The organism is Mesobacillus maritimus, assembly GCF_019749255.1.
GTDB classification, from domain to species: Bacteria; Bacillota; Bacilli; order Bacillales; family Cytobacillaceae; genus Mesobacillus_B; species Mesobacillus_B maritimus_A.
Map to the genome: position 1 here is coordinate 1 of NZ_JACWFH010000033.1, position 15,929 is coordinate 15,929.

Sequence of the window (15,929 nt, forward strand, 5' to 3'; positions counted from 1 at the left end):
CATTTTTGTACATAATTAAATTAGCATTTCTACCTTCGGACAGGAGAGGCGAGAAAAAGGAGGACTGAGTCCGAATAGAGGTTGCCTTCGGACAGGAGAGGCAGGGAAAGGGAGGACTGAGTCCGAATAGAGTTTGCCTTCGGACAGGAGAGGCAGGGAAAGGGAGGACTGAGTCCGAATAGAGATTGCCTTCGGACAGGAGAGGTAGGGAAAGGGAGGACTGAGTCCGAATAGAAGTTGCCTTCGGACAGAGTAGGCAAGAAAAAGGCGGACTGAGTCTGAATAGGGGTTGCATTCGGACTCGCATTTCGGAAAAAGGAAGTCTGAGTCCGAATAGGGGCTGCCTTTGGATTTAACATCACCATACGCAATTTGAAACCAGAGAAACGATCACCTTGGCGGGACAGTTTTATTTATCTTATAACAGTTATTCCTTGTTTCCTACCTAGACTTCGTCCCCATCACCGCCGCTTGATTAAGCCGTATTCCAATGTCACATCAGTAATACTAAACTAATTAGTCTACAGCGCCCGCTCTCGAAGTGAGTGTTGTAACTAAGCTATTCTTTTACTTCAATAACAGGCTTCTCTATTTCACTTTCGCTTGGAACAAGGTCTTTTACCTTAGGCCAGCCATCTTCCCAAATGAGTGGGTCAATCATTAACGGTCTGCGGGTAGCGCCGCTATCAAGCTTTGGTTTATTTTTATCGATGGCATGATACAAAATCCAATCGGTGCCGCTGTCATCTGTCACGATTGCGTTATGGCCTGGTCCAACAAAGGTATCTCCTTTTGAGAGAACCATGGTTCCTTCAGAAGCTAGTATGTCGACGCCCTTCTGGTCAAGGTAAGGACCCTGAATGGATTCAGATCTTGCAACCGTTACACGGTAAGTGCTATTCTCGCCTTCACAGCAAGAGCCAAGTGACCCAAAGAAATAATAATAGCCATCGCGTTTAATGATATAAGGTGCCTCGTAGGCATTTCCCGCAATTTGGAACGGTTCCCCTTTTGGGGCAAGCCCGTCCCCTGTTAACTAATAAATAGGGCGTCCCATTTTCTTCGATGAAAAAGGGATCAATTGAGTTTTCAACGCCAATTTCAGTGCTTCGGAAAACTTTCCCTTGGTCTTGAAACGGACCTTCAGCTGAATCGCTTGTTGCCACCCCAATCCCAGGATCATAGTCACCCCAAGTGGAAAGTGAGTAGTATAGATAATATTTGTTGTTGTAGAAAGTGATTTCCGGCGCCCATAAGCCACCTTGTTTCCACATAGGATGGTGTTGGTCGCTAAAGGCATTTCCGATATGCTTCCAATCGGTTAAATCGGCAGACTTAAGGATGGGAATATACTTGGAGCCTTCGCCATCTCCCCAATCATCTTCAGTGCCATATGCATAAAAATGGCCATCTTCGCCTTTAATAATAGAAGGGTCGGCGAAAACCGGTTCAAATACTGGATTCTGATACACAGAATCATCCTTACTCTCCCCAGATGAGCAAGCGCTTATAGCTAAAACCCCAGCAGCTAAAATGGGGAAGAAAAACTTCCTATATTTCATCCAAATCCCCCTTTTCGTTTGTCTAGTTTATTGTATTTGAATGGTTCCCGCTTTTCTATAAGTTTTAGTAAATTATTTAGTTAAAATTTTAGTAAAATCATTGACTGCATTTTACCTTTCTACTAAAATAAGTGTAAAGCGCTTTCAGTAGGTAAAAGGTGAAAAATTACTTTTAATATAAATCGCACAGAGGAGAGAAGCAGATGACTTATCGTCAAGAGTATCCAAGACCACAATTTGTTCGTAAAGATTGGCAGAATTTAAACGGAGTTTGGGGATTTGCCTTTGATGACGACAAAATTGGAACACAACAGAAATGGTACAAACAAGCTAGTGATGCCTTTGATAAGGAGATCCAGGTACCGTTCGCCTATCAAACACAGTTAAGTGGCATCCATGACCCAAGTTTTCATGATGTTGTTTGGTATAAACGTGAATTTGACGTTCCGGAAGATTGGCAAGATCAACGAGTTATCCTCCATTTCGGTGCTGTTGATTACCGTGCTTGGGTATACGTGAACGAACAGTTTGTTGGCTTCCATGAAGGAGGAAATGTTGGTTTTAGCTTTGATATTACGGATGAGCTTGTTGAAGGCAAGCAAAATGTCGTGGTAAAAGTGGAAGACCCATCTACAGATGAAACAATTCCTCGTGGAAAGCAGTACTGGATTGAGCAATCAGATAGCATTTGGTATACAAGAACAACCGGTATTTGGCAGACCGTTTGGTTGGAAGCGGTTCAACCAACTCATCTCTCCAAGCTTCGGTTTACTCCAGATGTGGACAAGGGTGCTGTTGATGTTGAGTTTGAACTTGCTGGTGATTTTGTTCATAAAAATGTTCAGTTTGAGATTTCGTTTAAAGGTGAAGTGGTGATTAACGATCAAATTACTACTCAATCTAAAAATACGAAACGCTCGTTTGATCTTTATAATCATAAAATTTTCCGTACAAGCTTCCACCATGATGGCTGGAACTGGACTCCGGAAAATCCTAATCTATTTGATGTGAAAATAACTGTACGTGACCAAGACGAAGTTCTTGATGTCGTGGATACCTATTTTGGAATGAGAAAAGTTCATACCGAAAACGGCATGGTGTACTTGAACAACCGTCCTTACTATCAAAAGCTTGTTCTAGACCAAGGTTACTGGCAGGAAGGTTTGTTGACTGCACCAACGGATGAAGACTTGAAAAAGGATATTGAGCTAGCAAAAGAAATGGGCTTCAATGGTTGCCGTAAACACCAAAAAGTCGAAGACCCACGCTTCCTTTATTGGGCGGATAAGCTAGGATATCTAGTTTGGGGCGAATGCGCGGCGTCTCCTTCCTACAGCGAGGATGCAGCAGCCCGACTAACGAAAGAATGGATTGAAATTATTGAGCGCGATTATAACCATCCAAGCATCGTCGCATGGGTGCCGTTGAATGAAAGCTGGGGCATCCCGAATGTTCGTGATAACCGCCAACAGCAAAACCATTCTTTGGCCATGTACCACTTGGTGCATTCGCTTGATACGACGCGTCCGGTGATTTCCAATGATGGGTGGGAACTTACGAAAACCGATATCTGTGCGATTCATAACTACAATCACGGTGGCAAGGACGAGACAGCGAAATACGCTCAATATCAAGAGGATTTAGCAACAAAAGAAGCTATTCTCGCTGCAAAACCTGCAGCAAGGTCGATTTATGCAAATGGCTTCGAGCATGAAGGGGAGCCAATTATTTTAACAGAGTTTGGCGGCATCGGTTACAAAGTCGGCGAAGACGCTGGCTGGGGCTATACATCAGTGGCCAATGCAGAAGAGTTTCTTGAAGATTATCAACGCATTATGGAAGCCGTTTACAGTTCGAAAATTTTATACGGCTATTGCTATACACAGCTAACTGATGTGGAGCAAGAGATCAATGGAATTCTAACTTATGACCGCAAACCAAAATGTGATTTAGCAAAAATAAGAGAAATTAACGATATGTGGCATCCAAGAACGATTTAATTGGGACAAGTGCATGTCCTAGGGCTGGAATGAGACAAGGGGACAGGTACCGCGTCCCTGGTCTACATGGTTAAGAGAGACAAGGGGACAGGTACCATGTACCATGTCCCAGGCCTACAAGCTTAAAATGTAAATAGTGGGACAAGGGACCTGTCCCTCTGTCCCGTTGGAGAGGGGTTCTATTTATGGACAAGGAATTTCTTGTTACGAAATTTCATGAGATTTTCCCGAATACAGACAATGATGAGATTCGAGTATTCTTTTCGCCAGGTCGAATCAATTTGATTGGGGAGCATACCGATTACAATGGAGGACATGTGTTTCCGTGTGCGATTACGTTTGGAACTTATGGGGTTGCCAGAAAACGTAGTGATCAACAAATTCGCATGCACTCCCTTAATTTCTCGGAAAACGGGACCATTGAATTTTCACTAAGTGACTTAGATTACGAGAAAAGTCACGGCTGGGCGAACTATCCTAAAGGAATGATTCGTTACATTCGGGAAGCTGGGAAAAACTTCGCAAGCGGAATGGATATCCTTGTTTTCGGGAATATTCCAAACGGAGCGGGGCTGTCGTCATCCGCATCACTTGAGATGCTGATTGGCGTCATCTTAAATGAATTGTTTGGGTTGAAAATCCCTCGCTTGGAGCTTGTTCGCCTAGGCAAACAGGTTGAAAACGAATTTATCGGTGTAAATAGTGGAATTATGGATCAGTTTGCCGTCGGGATGGGCAAGAAAGATTGTGGTATTTTACTAGACTGCAATACGTTGAACTATCAGTATGCGCCATTAAATTTAACGGATTACCAGATTATTATTATGAATACAAATAAGCGGCGAGAGCTTGCGGATTCGAAATACAATGAGCGTCGTAGTGAATGTGAGCAGGCGCTTGCTAGATTGCAAACAAAGCTTAGCATTAAAGAACTAGGCGACCTTTCCGAGCAAGAGTTTGAGGAGAACAGGCAGTTGATTGATGATGATGTGCTCGAGCGTAGAGCGAAGCATGCCGTGTATGAGAACCAACGTACGCTGAAAGCGCTAAAAGCCCTGCAAGCAGGTGAGCTTGAGACGTTTGGCAGTTTAATGAACGATTCCCATATTTCGTTACGTGATGATTATGAGGTTACGGGAGATGAGTTAGATACATTGGCTGAAGCTGCTTGGAAGCAACCAGGAACAGTGGGTGCTCGTATGACGGGGGCAGGCTTTGGTGGCTGTGCAATTGCGATTGTAAAATCAACAGAAATTGACACATTCATCGAGGAAGTTGGCAAAGAGTACCAAGCTGAAATTGGATATGAAGCAACCTTCTACGTCGCGAGTATTGGCGAAGGGGCCACAGAAATCACAACGGAGGTCTTGTAATGAGCATTTTAGTTTTAGGTGGAGCAGGGTATATCGGGTCACATGCCGTTTATCAGTTAATTGATCAAGATTATGAGGTCGTGGTTGTTGATAATCTGTTAACCGGTCATGAAAAAGCACTGCATCCGAAAGCGAAGTTCCACCAAGGAGACATTCGTGACAAGTCCTTTTTGCAGAAGGTTTTTCAAAACGAGAAGATTGAGGGCGTCATCCATTTCGCTGCAAGTTCGTTAGTGGGTGAATCGATGACCAACCCAATCAAGTATTTTGATAATAATGTGTACGGAACGCAAGTGTTACTTGACGTGATGAATGAATATAACGTGAAAAATATTGTGTTCTCATCTACAGCGGCAACTTACGGGGAACAAAAAGAAATGCCGATAACGGAAGAAATGCGGACGATTCCAACAAATGCATATGGTGAGACAAAGTTAACGATGGAAAAAATGATGAAATGGTGTGACAGCGCATACGGGATTAAGTTTGTTTCCTTGCGCTACTTTAATGTTGCTGGTGCAAGGTCCTCAGGAGAAATTGGCGAAGATCATGATCCTGAAACGCATTTAATCCCGGTGGTGTTGCAGGTGGCGCTAGGTCAGCGTGAAGCGATTTCCGTATTTGGAGACGATTATGAAACGCCAGACGGTACGTGCATTCGCGACTATATCCATGTGGAAGATCTCATTGATGCCCATCTTCTTGCCTTGAAGTATTTGCAAATTGGTGGGGAAAGCAATGTGTTCAATCTTGGCTCAAGCCAAGGCTTCTCGGTCAATGAAATCATTGAAGCCGCACGTGAGGTAACCGGACACCGCATTCCTGCTATCGTTGCTGAGAGAAGAGCAGGAGACCCAAGCACATTGATTGCTTCTTCTGCGAAAGCAAAGGAAGTTCTAGGTTGGGAGCCGAAACGCAATTCTATCCAGCAGATTATTCAGGACGCATGGAACTGGCACCAAGCAAATCCCAATGGTTACAACGATTAGGGGGGATCTTCAATGAGGATTTATACCGCAGTAGAAGGGCTGGTTCAGCAGGGAATTGCCGCTGAATTAATCCAGCCGGAAGATAAAGTTTATGCTCGAAACCAAGTCTTGTCGAAATTAGGACTTGATTCATTTCCAGAAGAAGTAGAGTGTGAAACGGATAAAGATATACCAGATTTAGTAGATGAGCTTGTCGACTATGCTGTTTCACAGGAATTCATTCCTGATTTATTTGATAAAAAAGAAATTCTCGCCAGTCAAATTATGAATGTTTTCATGCCACGGCCATCCGAGGTGAACCGAGAATTTTATCAACGGTATAAAATAAACCCGGAAAATGCTACTGATTTTTTTTATAGGCTGAGTCAAAACAGCAATTATATCCAAACGAAACGAATTGCGAATAATATCAGTTATAAAGCCAGTACGGTTTACGGTGAGCTTGACATCACGATTAACCTCTCAAAGCCAGAGAAAGATCCGAAACAAATTGCGCTAGAGAAGGAAATGAAGAAAACTGGGGTCAATTATCCAAAGTGCCTTCTTTGTGTTGAGAATGAAGGATATGCTGGTCGAATTGGGCATCCAGCGCGCTCGAATCATCGGATGATTCATGTGGACTTGGCAGATGAAGATTGGTATTTCCAATACTCTCCATATGTTTACTATAATGAGCATTGCATTGTGTTGTCTAGCGAGCATCGTGATATGAAAATCGATAAAGGAACCTTTGTGCGCTTGCTTGAGTTTGTTGAGCAGTATCCGCATTATTTTATCGGCTCCAATTCAGACTTACCGATTGTTGGTGGGTCGATTTTGACACATGATCATTATCAAGGTGGAAATTATGAATTTGCGATGGCAACCGCAGAAGAAGAGCATGCTTTTACGATGGAAGGCTATCCAGGGGTTCATGCAGCCACGGTTAAATGGCCGATGTCTGTCATCAGACTGCGAAGTGAAAATAAGGCACAGTTGGTGGATGCAGCGGACTTTATCCTCGATACATGGAAATCCTATAGTGATGTTTCCGTAGAAATTGCGGCGTACACAGATGAAATTCCACATAATACGATTACACCAATTGCACGTATGCGCAACGGGGCCTATGAGGTTGACCTGGTTCTTCGTAATAACCGCACAACAGAAGAGTACCCGCTAGGAATTTTCCATCCGCATGCAGATGTCCATCATATTAAAAAAGAAAACATTGGCCTTATTGAAGTCATGGGGCTCGCGGTCTTGCCAGCACGATTGAAACATGAGTTGGGTGAGGTCGAGAAGTTCCTGCTTGATGAGGAAAATAAGATTGCCGATTATCATCTCATGTGGGCGAAGGAAATGAAGGAGAAGTATGGACCGGAGTTAAGTGGTGCTACGGTTGAAGAAATTGTTCGCAAAGAGGTTGGAATTAAATTTATGCGTGTCCTTGAAGATGCAGGTGTTTATAAGCGTGATGAAACTGGACAAGCAGCGTTCCGTCGATTTACCGATTTGCTTGCGCAGGCTTAATCCATGTATCCTTTTCCCTTTATTGGCTCAGGGAAAAGGATTTATTTTTAATAGATAGGAGTTTATACGAATGAGAGTTTACCAAGAAACGTTTGGCGAGCTTAATGGTCAAACTGTGACAGCTTATACGATGGTCAATGACCATGGAATGGAAGTTACTAGCCTTGATTATGGCTGTATTATTTCTAAATTAATCGTACCAGACCAGCATGGAACAAAGGAAAATGTTGTCCTAGGTTTTGATACGGTAGAGGAATATGTGAAGCATTCTCCGTATTTTGGTGCTGTGATTGGCAGAGTGGCTGGAAGAATTAGTGGAGCTGAATTTGAGCTAGATGGTCAGGTTTATAAATTGGCGAAAAATGATGGCGAGCATCACTTGCATGGTGGGAATGTTGGGTTTGATAAGGTGATTTGGAATACCGAAGTTGTCGAGGAAGACCATTCAGTTTCCTTAGTCTTTACTTACTTAAGTATGGATGGAGAAGAAGGTTATCCAGGGAATGTGAAGCTGAAGGTATCATACACATTGACGAACGACAATGAGCTTCAACTTGCCTATGAGGGCGTTTCTGACCAGAAAACTTTGCTGAATGTCACGAACCATACATATTTTAACTTATCTGGTGATTTGAAACGGGATATTCTTGACCACGAATTAATGTTAAAAAGCACTCAGTTTGCTGAACTAGATTCCGAGTTGATTCCTACAGGAGAGCTTCTTTCTGTGAACGGCACATCATTTGATTTTACAGCGGGAAGAAAGATAAAGGATGGAGTCGAAGCACAGCATCCACAAAACCTATTGGCGGGAAAAGGGTACGACCATCCGTTTGTCCTTGATGAAAATCAGCAAAAAGAGATTGTTTTAATAGATGAAGAAAGTGGTAGAACGCTAGTGGTGGAAACGGACCAACCAGGTGTCGTGCTTTATACAGGCACCCAGCTAGGGGAGGACTTTGAAATTCGCGGCGTAAAGTCCCGGAAGTATTTAGGTTTATGTCTAGAAACCCAAGGAATGCCAGACGCCATTCACCAACCAAGCTTTCCTTCCGTAATCGTTGAAAAAGATGAGGTTTACACAGCAACAACAAAATGGCGGTTTAGAGTATAAGACAAGGGGACAGGTCCCTTGTCTCAAATAACAAGGCGAAGTTGAAATTCCCCTTTAAATGTGTTTTCCAAAATTGGAAATTCATTAAGAGATAATCTTTAATATGATAAATTGAGAGGTTTGGATAAGGTTATTCTATTATCCATAAGTTGATCGATAAAAGGCCCGGCAAAGATTTTGCCGGGCCTTTTATCATGGTTAGGGCGATAGTGGAAAGGCTTGTCCAGGTCGAAGGGGTCAAGACTCCAACACAGCTCCTAGTGAACCCTTGTTCCTTTAGTTTAGTGCAAGTTCTTGATTTTGTTTTTTTCGATAGACGATTTTCGATAGCATCACGCTGCATTCGTACAGGAAAAGCAATGGGATGACGACGAGTATATCAGAGACAATATCAGGTGGCGTGATGAGCACGGCAGTAACAATTAGGCCGAAGTACGAGTACTTTCTCATTTTTGCCAGGCGGTAAGGGTTCAGCACGCCGATGCTTGTTAGGAACATAATAATGACCGGGAGCTCGAACAAACAGCCGAAAGGAAGGACGATGTTCATCATAAATCGAAAGTATTTTTCAGCGGTGAAAAAGCTCATGAACAAATCTCCGGCTAAATTGAGCAAAAAGTCAAAGACAATTGGGAAAATGATAAAATAGCCAAAACTGATTCCAGCGATAAATAAGAGAAACAACGCTGGAATATAGGACAAAGTGACTTTTCGTTCACTGACAGATAATGCTGGTTTCACGAACAACCAAATTTGGTGTGCGGCAATGGGGATGATGCCGGCAATCGCAACGACGCCTGCGAGCATAAAATATACCCAAATGATGTCGCTAGGACCCAGGATTGCTAGTTGGATCTCTGAATCCTGCAAAAGATAGTTGTAAATCTCCTCTACATAGATAAACGCAACAATAAACAACAGCATAAAGCTCCCTAGAATGATAAACAGACGCTTCCGTAGTTCGCTTAAATGTTCAACCATATTCAATTCCTGATTCTCCATCAATCCACCTCTTTTCATAAGGCTCTTTTCATTGGGGCTTTCGGAGCGTTTGTTTCTAGCTTATATTACCTTCTTCGCTTCCTTTTCCTTCGCTTCTACCGCTGTTCCATCCTTTGCTTCTTTTTTTGCTTCTACTGCTTTCGGCGCATTTTCATCCTCTGAAACTAGCTCGCGAGTGGATTTTTTAAATTCCTTCAAGGTGCTTCCGAAGGCACGGCCGATTTCCGGTAATTTTTTTGGCCCGAAAATAACGAGGGCAATGACAAGGATGAGGATCAATCCAGGGATTCCAATATTTTGTAGCATCATGTTTCCTCCTTTTTATATCGCTTGCTTGTGTTTTGGTTGACGTTCAAAGTTGTACAATTTGTAGTCGGCGTTTTGTGCACAGACTTGGCATTTCACATCTCCGTTCTTTTTTTCCTCATAGCTAATCGGGTGAATATGGGGGAGGAAAATCATTTTCAATCCTTGATTGACATGCTGTTTGCACACATTGTAATCATGGCCAAGACTCCTCTCTTAGAATGAAGGTGTAAACCTTATGTTGGTTTACACCTTTTTTACCATGGGTTTAGTAAATTGCTGTGCATATTGTCCAGCTTCAGTCCCTGTGCAAGGTGCTGGCGCTTTTTTTATTTAAAAGCTCCACCTTGAATCGCGACTAAGCAGGAGCGGCCGAATTTCTGACCAGGGTGTTGATTCCATGTGCTTGGATGTTGAACATCAACAAACAATGTGCGCTCATCTGGAGTCAGCCACGGGCCAGTGACCTCACAGCCTTGAGGGCCTGAAGCGAACTGGAAGGGCTCGCCGTAGTTTTTGCCATCGGTTGGGACCATGAACACTCCGCAGTTTTTATATTGAGCATATTGATTATCTTCTGTTGCGCTAAAGTCTTCGACCACCCAAAGATTTCCTTTGCTATCAAAGTGCAGGTTGTCTGGGCACGTAATTCCGCTTTGCTGTCCACCGGCAATAAAGACTTCGAATGTAAAAGTTTCGCTAGCATGGTCACCATTTGCTGGAACAAAACGATAGATTTGGCCATGGAAGTTCCCGTGGTTAGAGTTATTCGTTAAGGATAAGAAGACACTTCCGTCAATTGGATGAATTTCAACGTCTTCTGGACGATCAAGCTTTGTACCACCGACAGCTGCTGCTGCTTCACGTGCATAGGTTAAGACATCTGCTTGGCTTGTAAAGAATTTTTTACCGTCTTTTTCATAGTTTTGTAGTTTCGTATTGGTATTGTAATCGAGTGCAATCCAAGTTTGCTTGCCAAGGTCGGCTACATACAGAGTTCCGTCTTCTAAAAGAGAGAAGTTTGCTTCACGATTGTTTGGATTGAACTTCTTTTTACTAACAAACTTGTAAAAACATTCGCCGCGGGAGTCATCGCCCATATATACGACCACTCGTCCGTCCTTGGTTTGACCCATTGCTGCATTTTCGTGTGCGAAGCGGCCAAGTGCCGTATGTTTACGAACTGGTGCGTTGCTGTCGAATGGATTCACTTCCATGACCCAGCCGTAATGCTCGTCCGTAAAGTTTGGCCAACCGTAATCATCGCCGTACTCCGTATTTTCCTCACAAGAAAGGGCCGTGTTCCAAAGTGTAAGTCCACCGCTACAGTTTCCAAGTGAACCTTCCACCACTTTTGCTCCTTTAACAGCAGAACTTCCCGCTGCAGGGCCGGTTAAGTGAATTGGGGTTGTTCCATCCACACGACGGTTATACTTGTCGTCTTGAACCAAGGTCCACTTGCCTTTTTCCTTTTTAACATGGATGACAGAGCCGCCAACCGCTTCTTTCTGCATCTTTAAAAATGCAGGGTACTTCGCGAGATCTTTTTTATTATATGTATTCGAATTGATGCCAAGGATTTGCATGTAGTTGTCTGGTTCAGGGAACTCATGGTTTACCCAGATAAGACCTTCTTCAGAGTTGTTTCCGCCTTCTAAACTATCGATTGGAAAATAAACCGTTAAGTCAGCTGCATCTCCAAATTTCTCACCTTTTGAGTTGATGACATCGCCATAAGAAGCGATGATATTGTAGTTGTAACCTTTAGGGAGAAGGAGTTCATTTTCCCATGAACGGTTGATTTCTTTAAATGGGGCAGTAAGAGGTTTTCCTCTCCCTCCCTTTGGTTGTCCATCCATTAGATGGTTGGCTGTTTGTGCACTTGCTTTTGGAACGAAAGCCTCCAAGCCTGAAGTTGCAGCTACAATTGCAGCAGTACCAGTTCCCATATACGTTAAAAACCTACGACGATCCATATATTCATCGCTCCCTTTTTATGATTTTGTATTGATTCATTTTGTTGAAAATTGTAAATAACAATCTACATTTGGAATTCTAGAGAACAAACATTAACCCAGTGTTAATAGAGTTTGAAGACTTTGTAAATCGGGAAAATTTAGGCAAAAGGGCCTACATCGGGACAGGTCACCTTGTCCCAATGAAGTCAAGGGAGGATTTGCTCGCCAAACGGCGAGTTTTCTTTATGTGAACAGCTTTAGAGGTTTGAAAATTAGAGTTTATAACGCTTGGACTGATGGTGGGACCTGGGGACAGGCACTGTGTCCCGTCCCTCTGCTAGGTCCTGGGACACAGTGCCTGTCCCTCCGTCTCGTCGTTTCCCTCCGTCCTATCGTTTGCGGAAGAAAAGGAATTCTCCTGCAGTATGACCGTGTTCTAGTGGACGGACAGGGGAAATCTACTGCGACCAGATGACCCATGTGTATTTAAAGTACAACAACGGAGGGAGGGACATAGGTTCAAGCACATTCTTCTGTCTTTTTTGTTTCTTAAATGTATATACATTTATATAAAAATGTATATAATAATAAATGTAAGCGTAAACATACTACGTACATACAAATAACAAACCTTTTGTATGAATGACTCTACTCTCTTTGAGGAGAGCTAACAGGTCTTTAAAAGAATTTGTGTTATCTTTTTCCTTTGAGCAAAATATTAGATTAATGGTTTTAGTGATTGGGGTGAAAAGCGTGGTCAAATATCAACAAATTTCAAAAGAAATGCGGCAGAGGTTGGTAGATGGTTATTATTCTTCTAATCAGCCGATTCCAGATGAGGTAACTCTCGCCAAACAATTTGATTGTAGTCGCATGACCATGAAAAAGGCTCTAGATATTCTCGTAACAGAGGGGTTCCTTTATAGGAAACGCGGGCATGGGACGTTTATCGTAAAATCTGCCATTCAATCCAATAAACTGAATGTGGTAAGTAACGATACACTAGGTTTGTCAAACCTGCTTAAGGGGCAAGGGAAAAGGCCGACTAGTAAGATATTAAACTTCGAAGTGAAGTTCCCGACAGAAGAGATCGCCTCGCATCTTTCGATTGATTTAGATACCCCAGTCTATGACATTACAAGGCTAAGATGTGTCGATGGTGAGCCATATGTAATTGAACATACCTATATGCCGACAACCTTAATACCAGGAATTAACGAAAAGGTATTACTTTCGTCTATTTATTCTCATATTAGTGACAACCTCGGACTAAAGGTTGCAGGCTCTCACCGTAAAATACGAGCTAGCAAGGCGGAGCTGTTAGATCAGAACTATTTGGACTGTCAGCCTGACGATCCAATCCTCGAAGTGGAGCAGGCTGGTTACTTAAACAACGGTTTACCTTTTGAATATGCTTTTGCAAGGCATCGCTATGATAAGTTTGAATTTACAACGGTTCATATCAGACGCTGAGAGGGCGGCATGTACTACTTGGGGAATAGAAGTTTGGCGGACTGTGCAGTCGAAGGCGGAATAGGAACAATATTTCAGTAGAATGCAGATTCCGTCAACTCTCCAATATAAAACAATCGAATGAGCTAGGAAAACGCTAGAATATTTTAGATGGGGTGTCAGTATGCTTAAATTGGGCATAATTGGGGTAGGAAATATAGCGAGGAAAGCATATTTGCCTGTACTTAGTACCCTTAAAGACGTTGAACTACATGTTTTTACAAGAAGTCAGCAAACCCTTGCTTATCTTCGAGAATTTTATCGGTTTACCTATTTACATGACTCTCTTGAAAAGTTAATTAATAGTGAGATTACTGCTGCCTTTGTGCATTCATCGACAGATTCTCATTATGAGATTATCAAAGAGTTACTAAAGCATGACATCCATGTATACGTTGAAAAACCAATTACCAATTATTATGAAACAACGAAAGAGTTAGTAGAGATGGCAGGCTCAAAAAATCGAATGTTAACGGCAGGCTTTAATAGAAGGTTCGCTCCTGCCTATCAAAAATTAAAAGAAATTGAACAACCGAATATGATCATCATGCAAAAAAATCGAATTTCTTCTCCGGGAAACATTAGAGAGATTGTGTTTGATGATTTCATCCATGTTATAGATACAGTTCGGCTTTACCAATCAAAACCCGTTAATGAAATCATAGTGACAGGAAAAATTCGCGATGGGCTTCTTTATCAAGTAGCGGCGCAATTCATCACCGAGGATGAAGTTGGGGTTGCGATTATGAATAGGGATAGCGGCGTGAATGAAGAAATTATAGAAGTCATGAGCTCTACGGAAAAAGGAAGAGTTGTCAATATGGTCGATCTTTCAATTAAAAAGGGACTTCATGACACCCACCATTCGTTTGGAGATTGGGAAGGGACTTTATTCAAGCGAGGGTTTGAGCCAATGATCCATGAGGTGATAAAGTCTATGCGTTTAGGGGCTTCTCCTCCTATCCAGGGTGAAGTGGTTCTATCCACGCATGAACTCTGTGAGAAGGTCGTTAGAGAATTAGAAAAAATCAATTGACCTATGGAGAGAAGGGCAATTCCCATTACTCTAAAATGAAAGCGGTTCATTATTACCGTTTTGTAAGGGCGTTTCTACTAAACTCTAATGATTTATCATACAGGAAGATTGATAGAGTTTTAATAAGGTCTACGTATACGAAATTATGAGCGATTAAGGGAGTAAACGATTAATTTAAAGGATGTGAAAAAGGAATGGAAAAGGGCATAAAGATTGTTACGATTGGTGGAGGTTCTAGTTACACCCCTGAATTGGTTGAAGGCTTGATAAAGCGATATGAAGAGCTTCCTGTATCGGAGCTTTGGTTAGTGGATATTGAAGCGGGAAAAGAAAAGCTTCAAATTGTTGGCAACTTAGCTAAACGGATGGTGAAAAAAGCAGGCGTTCCAATTGATATCCACCTAACCTTGGATCGGAAAGCAGCCCTAAAGGATGCTGATTTTGTTACAACCCAATTTCGTGTGGGATTGCTTGAGGCACGTGCGAAGGATGAACGGATTCCATTAAAATACAATGTTATCGGTCAAGAAACGAATGGACCAGGTGGGCTGTTTAAAGGCTTACGGACGATTCCGGTCATCCTAGAAATTATTAAGGACATGGAAGAGCTATGTCCAGATGCTTGGCTTGTGAACTTCACAAACCCTGCTGGGATGGTGACGGAGGCGGTTCTGCGTTATACGAATCACAAAAAAGTGGTAGGCCTTTGCAATGTTCCGATTGGCATTCGCATGGGAGTGGCGCAAATGCTTGGGGTTGAGGCAGAACGGGTACATATTGATTTTGCCGGTCTTAATCATATGGTTTTTGGTTTGGATGTTTATTTAGATGGTGTTCCGATTAAGGACGAAGTCATCCGCCTTATGAACGATCCGAATAACTCAGTAACGATGAAGAATATAGCGAATATCGGCTGGGAACCAGAGTTTCTTCAAGCTTTAAACGCGATTCCTTGTCCGTACCATCGTTATTACTATAAAACGAGGGAAATGCTAGTGGATGAACAAGAAAAGGCGGCAACCGTTGGGACCCGTGCAGAGGTTGTCAAAAAGCTAGAAGATGAACTATTTAAATTGTATAAGGATCCGAATCTAGACATTAAGCCACCGCAGCTTGAGCAGCGAGGTGGGGCTTATTATAGTGATGCGGCCTGTAACCTGATTTCTTCCATTTATAACGATAAACGAGACATTCAACCAGTGAACATCCGTAATAACGGAGCCATTTCTAGTATCGAAGATGATTCCGCAGTAGAACTAAACTGTATCATCACAAAAGAGGGACCAAAGCCAATTGCCGTTGGAGATCTTCCTGTTGCGGTTCGTGGTTTAGTTCAGCAGATTAAGTCATTTGAGAGAGTGGCAGCAGAGGCTGCTGTAACCGGTGATGTAAATAAAGCTGTGCTAGCCCTAGCAATTAACCCGCTTGTTGGCTCAGATAAGCTAGCGAAAGAAATCGTGACTGAGATGCTAGAGGCACATAAGGAATATTTGCCACAATTTTTTACAGAGGTTTAAGCATATTAAGGCTGTGTGTAAAAATTTATAGAAGGAAAACTCATTACT

At 42.6% G+C, this 15,929-nt stretch carries 13 protein-coding genes; 8 read left to right on the top strand and 5 right to left on the bottom strand.

Features of this window, described 5'->3' with window-relative positions:
- Positions 1-559 precede the first annotated feature (559 nt).
- Positions 560-994, bottom strand: a complete 435-nt coding sequence (locus H0185_RS24365; protein ID WP_343223188.1) for a family 43 glycosylhydrolase — start codon at positions 992-994, stop codon at positions 560-562.
- Positions 957-1,562 (bottom strand): family 43 glycosylhydrolase, encoded by a 606-nt coding sequence (locus H0185_RS24370; RefSeq protein WP_281427658.1) that lies wholly within the window; start codon positions 1,560-1,562, stop codon positions 957-959. Before H0185_RS24370 ends, H0185_RS24365 begins: the two co-directional genes overlap by 38 nt.
- A 203-nt stretch (positions 1,563-1,765) precedes the next feature.
- Here H0185_RS24370 and H0185_RS20585 point away from each other — a divergent pair, with 203 nt between their 5' ends.
- From H0185_RS20585 to H0185_RS20605, 5 genes are all read left to right on the top strand, one after another.
- Positions 1,766-3,562, top strand: coding sequence for a glycoside hydrolase family 2 protein (locus tag H0185_RS20585; protein WP_221875382.1), 1,797 nt, complete (start codon positions 1,766-1,768; stop codon positions 3,560-3,562).
- Between the two features lie 185 nt (positions 3,563-3,747).
- Positions 3,748-4,935 (top strand): galactokinase, encoded by a 1,188-nt coding sequence (locus H0185_RS20590; protein WP_221875383.1) that lies wholly within the window; start codon positions 3,748-3,750, stop codon positions 4,933-4,935.
- On the top strand, positions 4,935-5,924 hold the full coding sequence (galE, locus tag H0185_RS20595) for a UDP-glucose 4-epimerase GalE (protein ID WP_221875384.1): 990 nt from the start codon (positions 4,935-4,937) through the stop codon (positions 5,922-5,924). The genes H0185_RS20590 and galE overlap by 1 nt, the downstream gene beginning before the upstream one ends.
- Before the next feature lie 12 nt (positions 5,925-5,936).
- Positions 5,937-7,436 (top strand): UDP-glucose--hexose-1-phosphate uridylyltransferase, encoded by a 1,500-nt coding sequence (gene galT, locus H0185_RS20600; RefSeq protein WP_221875385.1) that lies wholly within the window; start codon positions 5,937-5,939, stop codon positions 7,434-7,436.
- A gap of 70 nt (positions 7,437-7,506) precedes the next feature.
- A complete protein-coding gene (locus tag H0185_RS20605) occupies positions 7,507-8,550 on the top strand; it encodes an aldose epimerase family protein (protein ID WP_221875386.1) in 1,044 nt (347 codons plus the stop codon).
- Positions 8,551-8,826: 276 nt separating this feature from the next.
- Here the strand turns inward: H0185_RS20605 and tatC are convergent, their stop codons facing one another.
- The 3 genes from tatC to H0185_RS20620 form a co-directional block, all read right to left on the bottom strand.
- Positions 8,827-9,552 carry a twin-arginine translocase subunit TatC gene (gene tatC, locus H0185_RS20610; protein ID WP_221875387.1) on the bottom strand — a complete coding sequence of 242 codons (726 nt, stop codon included), beginning with the start codon at positions 9,550-9,552 and terminating at the stop codon, positions 8,827-8,829.
- A gap of 60 nt (positions 9,553-9,612) precedes the next feature.
- Positions 9,613-9,858 carry a twin-arginine translocase TatA/TatE family subunit gene (locus tag H0185_RS20615; protein ID WP_221875450.1) on the bottom strand — a complete coding sequence of 82 codons (246 nt, stop codon included), beginning with the start codon at positions 9,856-9,858 and terminating at the stop codon, positions 9,613-9,615.
- A gap of 329 nt (positions 9,859-10,187) precedes the next feature.
- Entirely contained in the window at positions 10,188-11,834 is a 1,647-nt protein-coding gene (locus H0185_RS20620) for a PhoX family protein (RefSeq protein ID WP_221875388.1), read from the bottom strand.
- A 735-nt stretch (positions 11,835-12,569) separates the two neighbouring features.
- On the opposite strand from H0185_RS20620, the gene H0185_RS20625 reads away from it, so the two are divergent.
- The 3 genes from H0185_RS20625 (at position 12,570) to H0185_RS20635 (ending at position 15,881) form a co-directional block, all read left to right on the top strand.
- A complete protein-coding gene (locus tag H0185_RS20625) occupies positions 12,570-13,289 on the top strand; it encodes a GntR family transcriptional regulator (protein ID WP_221875389.1) in 720 nt (239 codons plus the stop codon).
- 163 nt (positions 13,290-13,452) lie between these two features.
- Positions 13,453-14,364, top strand: coding sequence for a Gfo/Idh/MocA family protein (locus H0185_RS20630; protein ID WP_221875390.1), 912 nt, complete (start codon positions 13,453-13,455; stop codon positions 14,362-14,364).
- Between the two features lie 194 nt (positions 14,365-14,558).
- On the top strand, positions 14,559-15,881 hold the full coding sequence (locus H0185_RS20635) for a 6-phospho-beta-glucosidase (RefSeq protein WP_221875391.1): 1,323 nt from the start codon (positions 14,559-14,561) through the stop codon (positions 15,879-15,881).
- Positions 15,882-15,929: the final 48 nt, after the last annotated feature.

What these genes read in the sequence shown, in the direction of transcription:
- H0185_RS24370 (WP_281427658.1), bottom strand. Translation starts at nt 1,562, where the DNA reads ATGAAATATAGGAAGTTTTTCTTCCCCATTTTAGCTGCTGGGGTTTTA.
- H0185_RS20585 (WP_221875382.1), top strand. Translation starts at nt 1,766, where the DNA reads ATGACTTATCGTCAAGAGTATCCAAGACCACAATTTGTTCGTAAAGAT.
- H0185_RS20590 (WP_221875383.1), top strand. Translation starts at nt 3,748, where the DNA reads ATGGACAAGGAATTTCTTGTTACGAAATTTCATGAGATTTTCCCGAAT.
- galE (WP_221875384.1), top strand. Translation starts at nt 4,935, where the DNA reads ATGAGCATTTTAGTTTTAGGTGGAGCAGGGTATATCGGGTCACATGCC.
- galT (WP_221875385.1), top strand. Translation starts at nt 5,937, where the DNA reads ATGAGGATTTATACCGCAGTAGAAGGGCTGGTTCAGCAGGGAATTGCC.
- H0185_RS20605 (WP_221875386.1), top strand. Translation starts at nt 7,507, where the DNA reads ATGAGAGTTTACCAAGAAACGTTTGGCGAGCTTAATGGTCAAACTGTG.
- tatC (WP_221875387.1), bottom strand. Translation starts at nt 9,552, where the DNA reads ATGGAGAATCAGGAATTGAATATGGTTGAACATTTAAGCGAACTACGG.
- H0185_RS20615 (WP_221875450.1), bottom strand. Translation starts at nt 9,858, where the DNA reads ATGCTACAAAATATTGGAATCCCTGGATTGATCCTCATCCTTGTCATT.
- H0185_RS20620 (WP_221875388.1), bottom strand. Translation starts at nt 11,834, where the DNA reads ATGGATCGTCGTAGGTTTTTAACGTATATGGGAACTGGTACTGCTGCA.
- H0185_RS20630 (WP_221875390.1), top strand. Translation starts at nt 13,453, where the DNA reads ATGCTTAAATTGGGCATAATTGGGGTAGGAAATATAGCGAGGAAAGCA.
- H0185_RS20635 (WP_221875391.1), top strand. Translation starts at nt 14,559, where the DNA reads ATGGAAAAGGGCATAAAGATTGTTACGATTGGTGGAGGTTCTAGTTAC.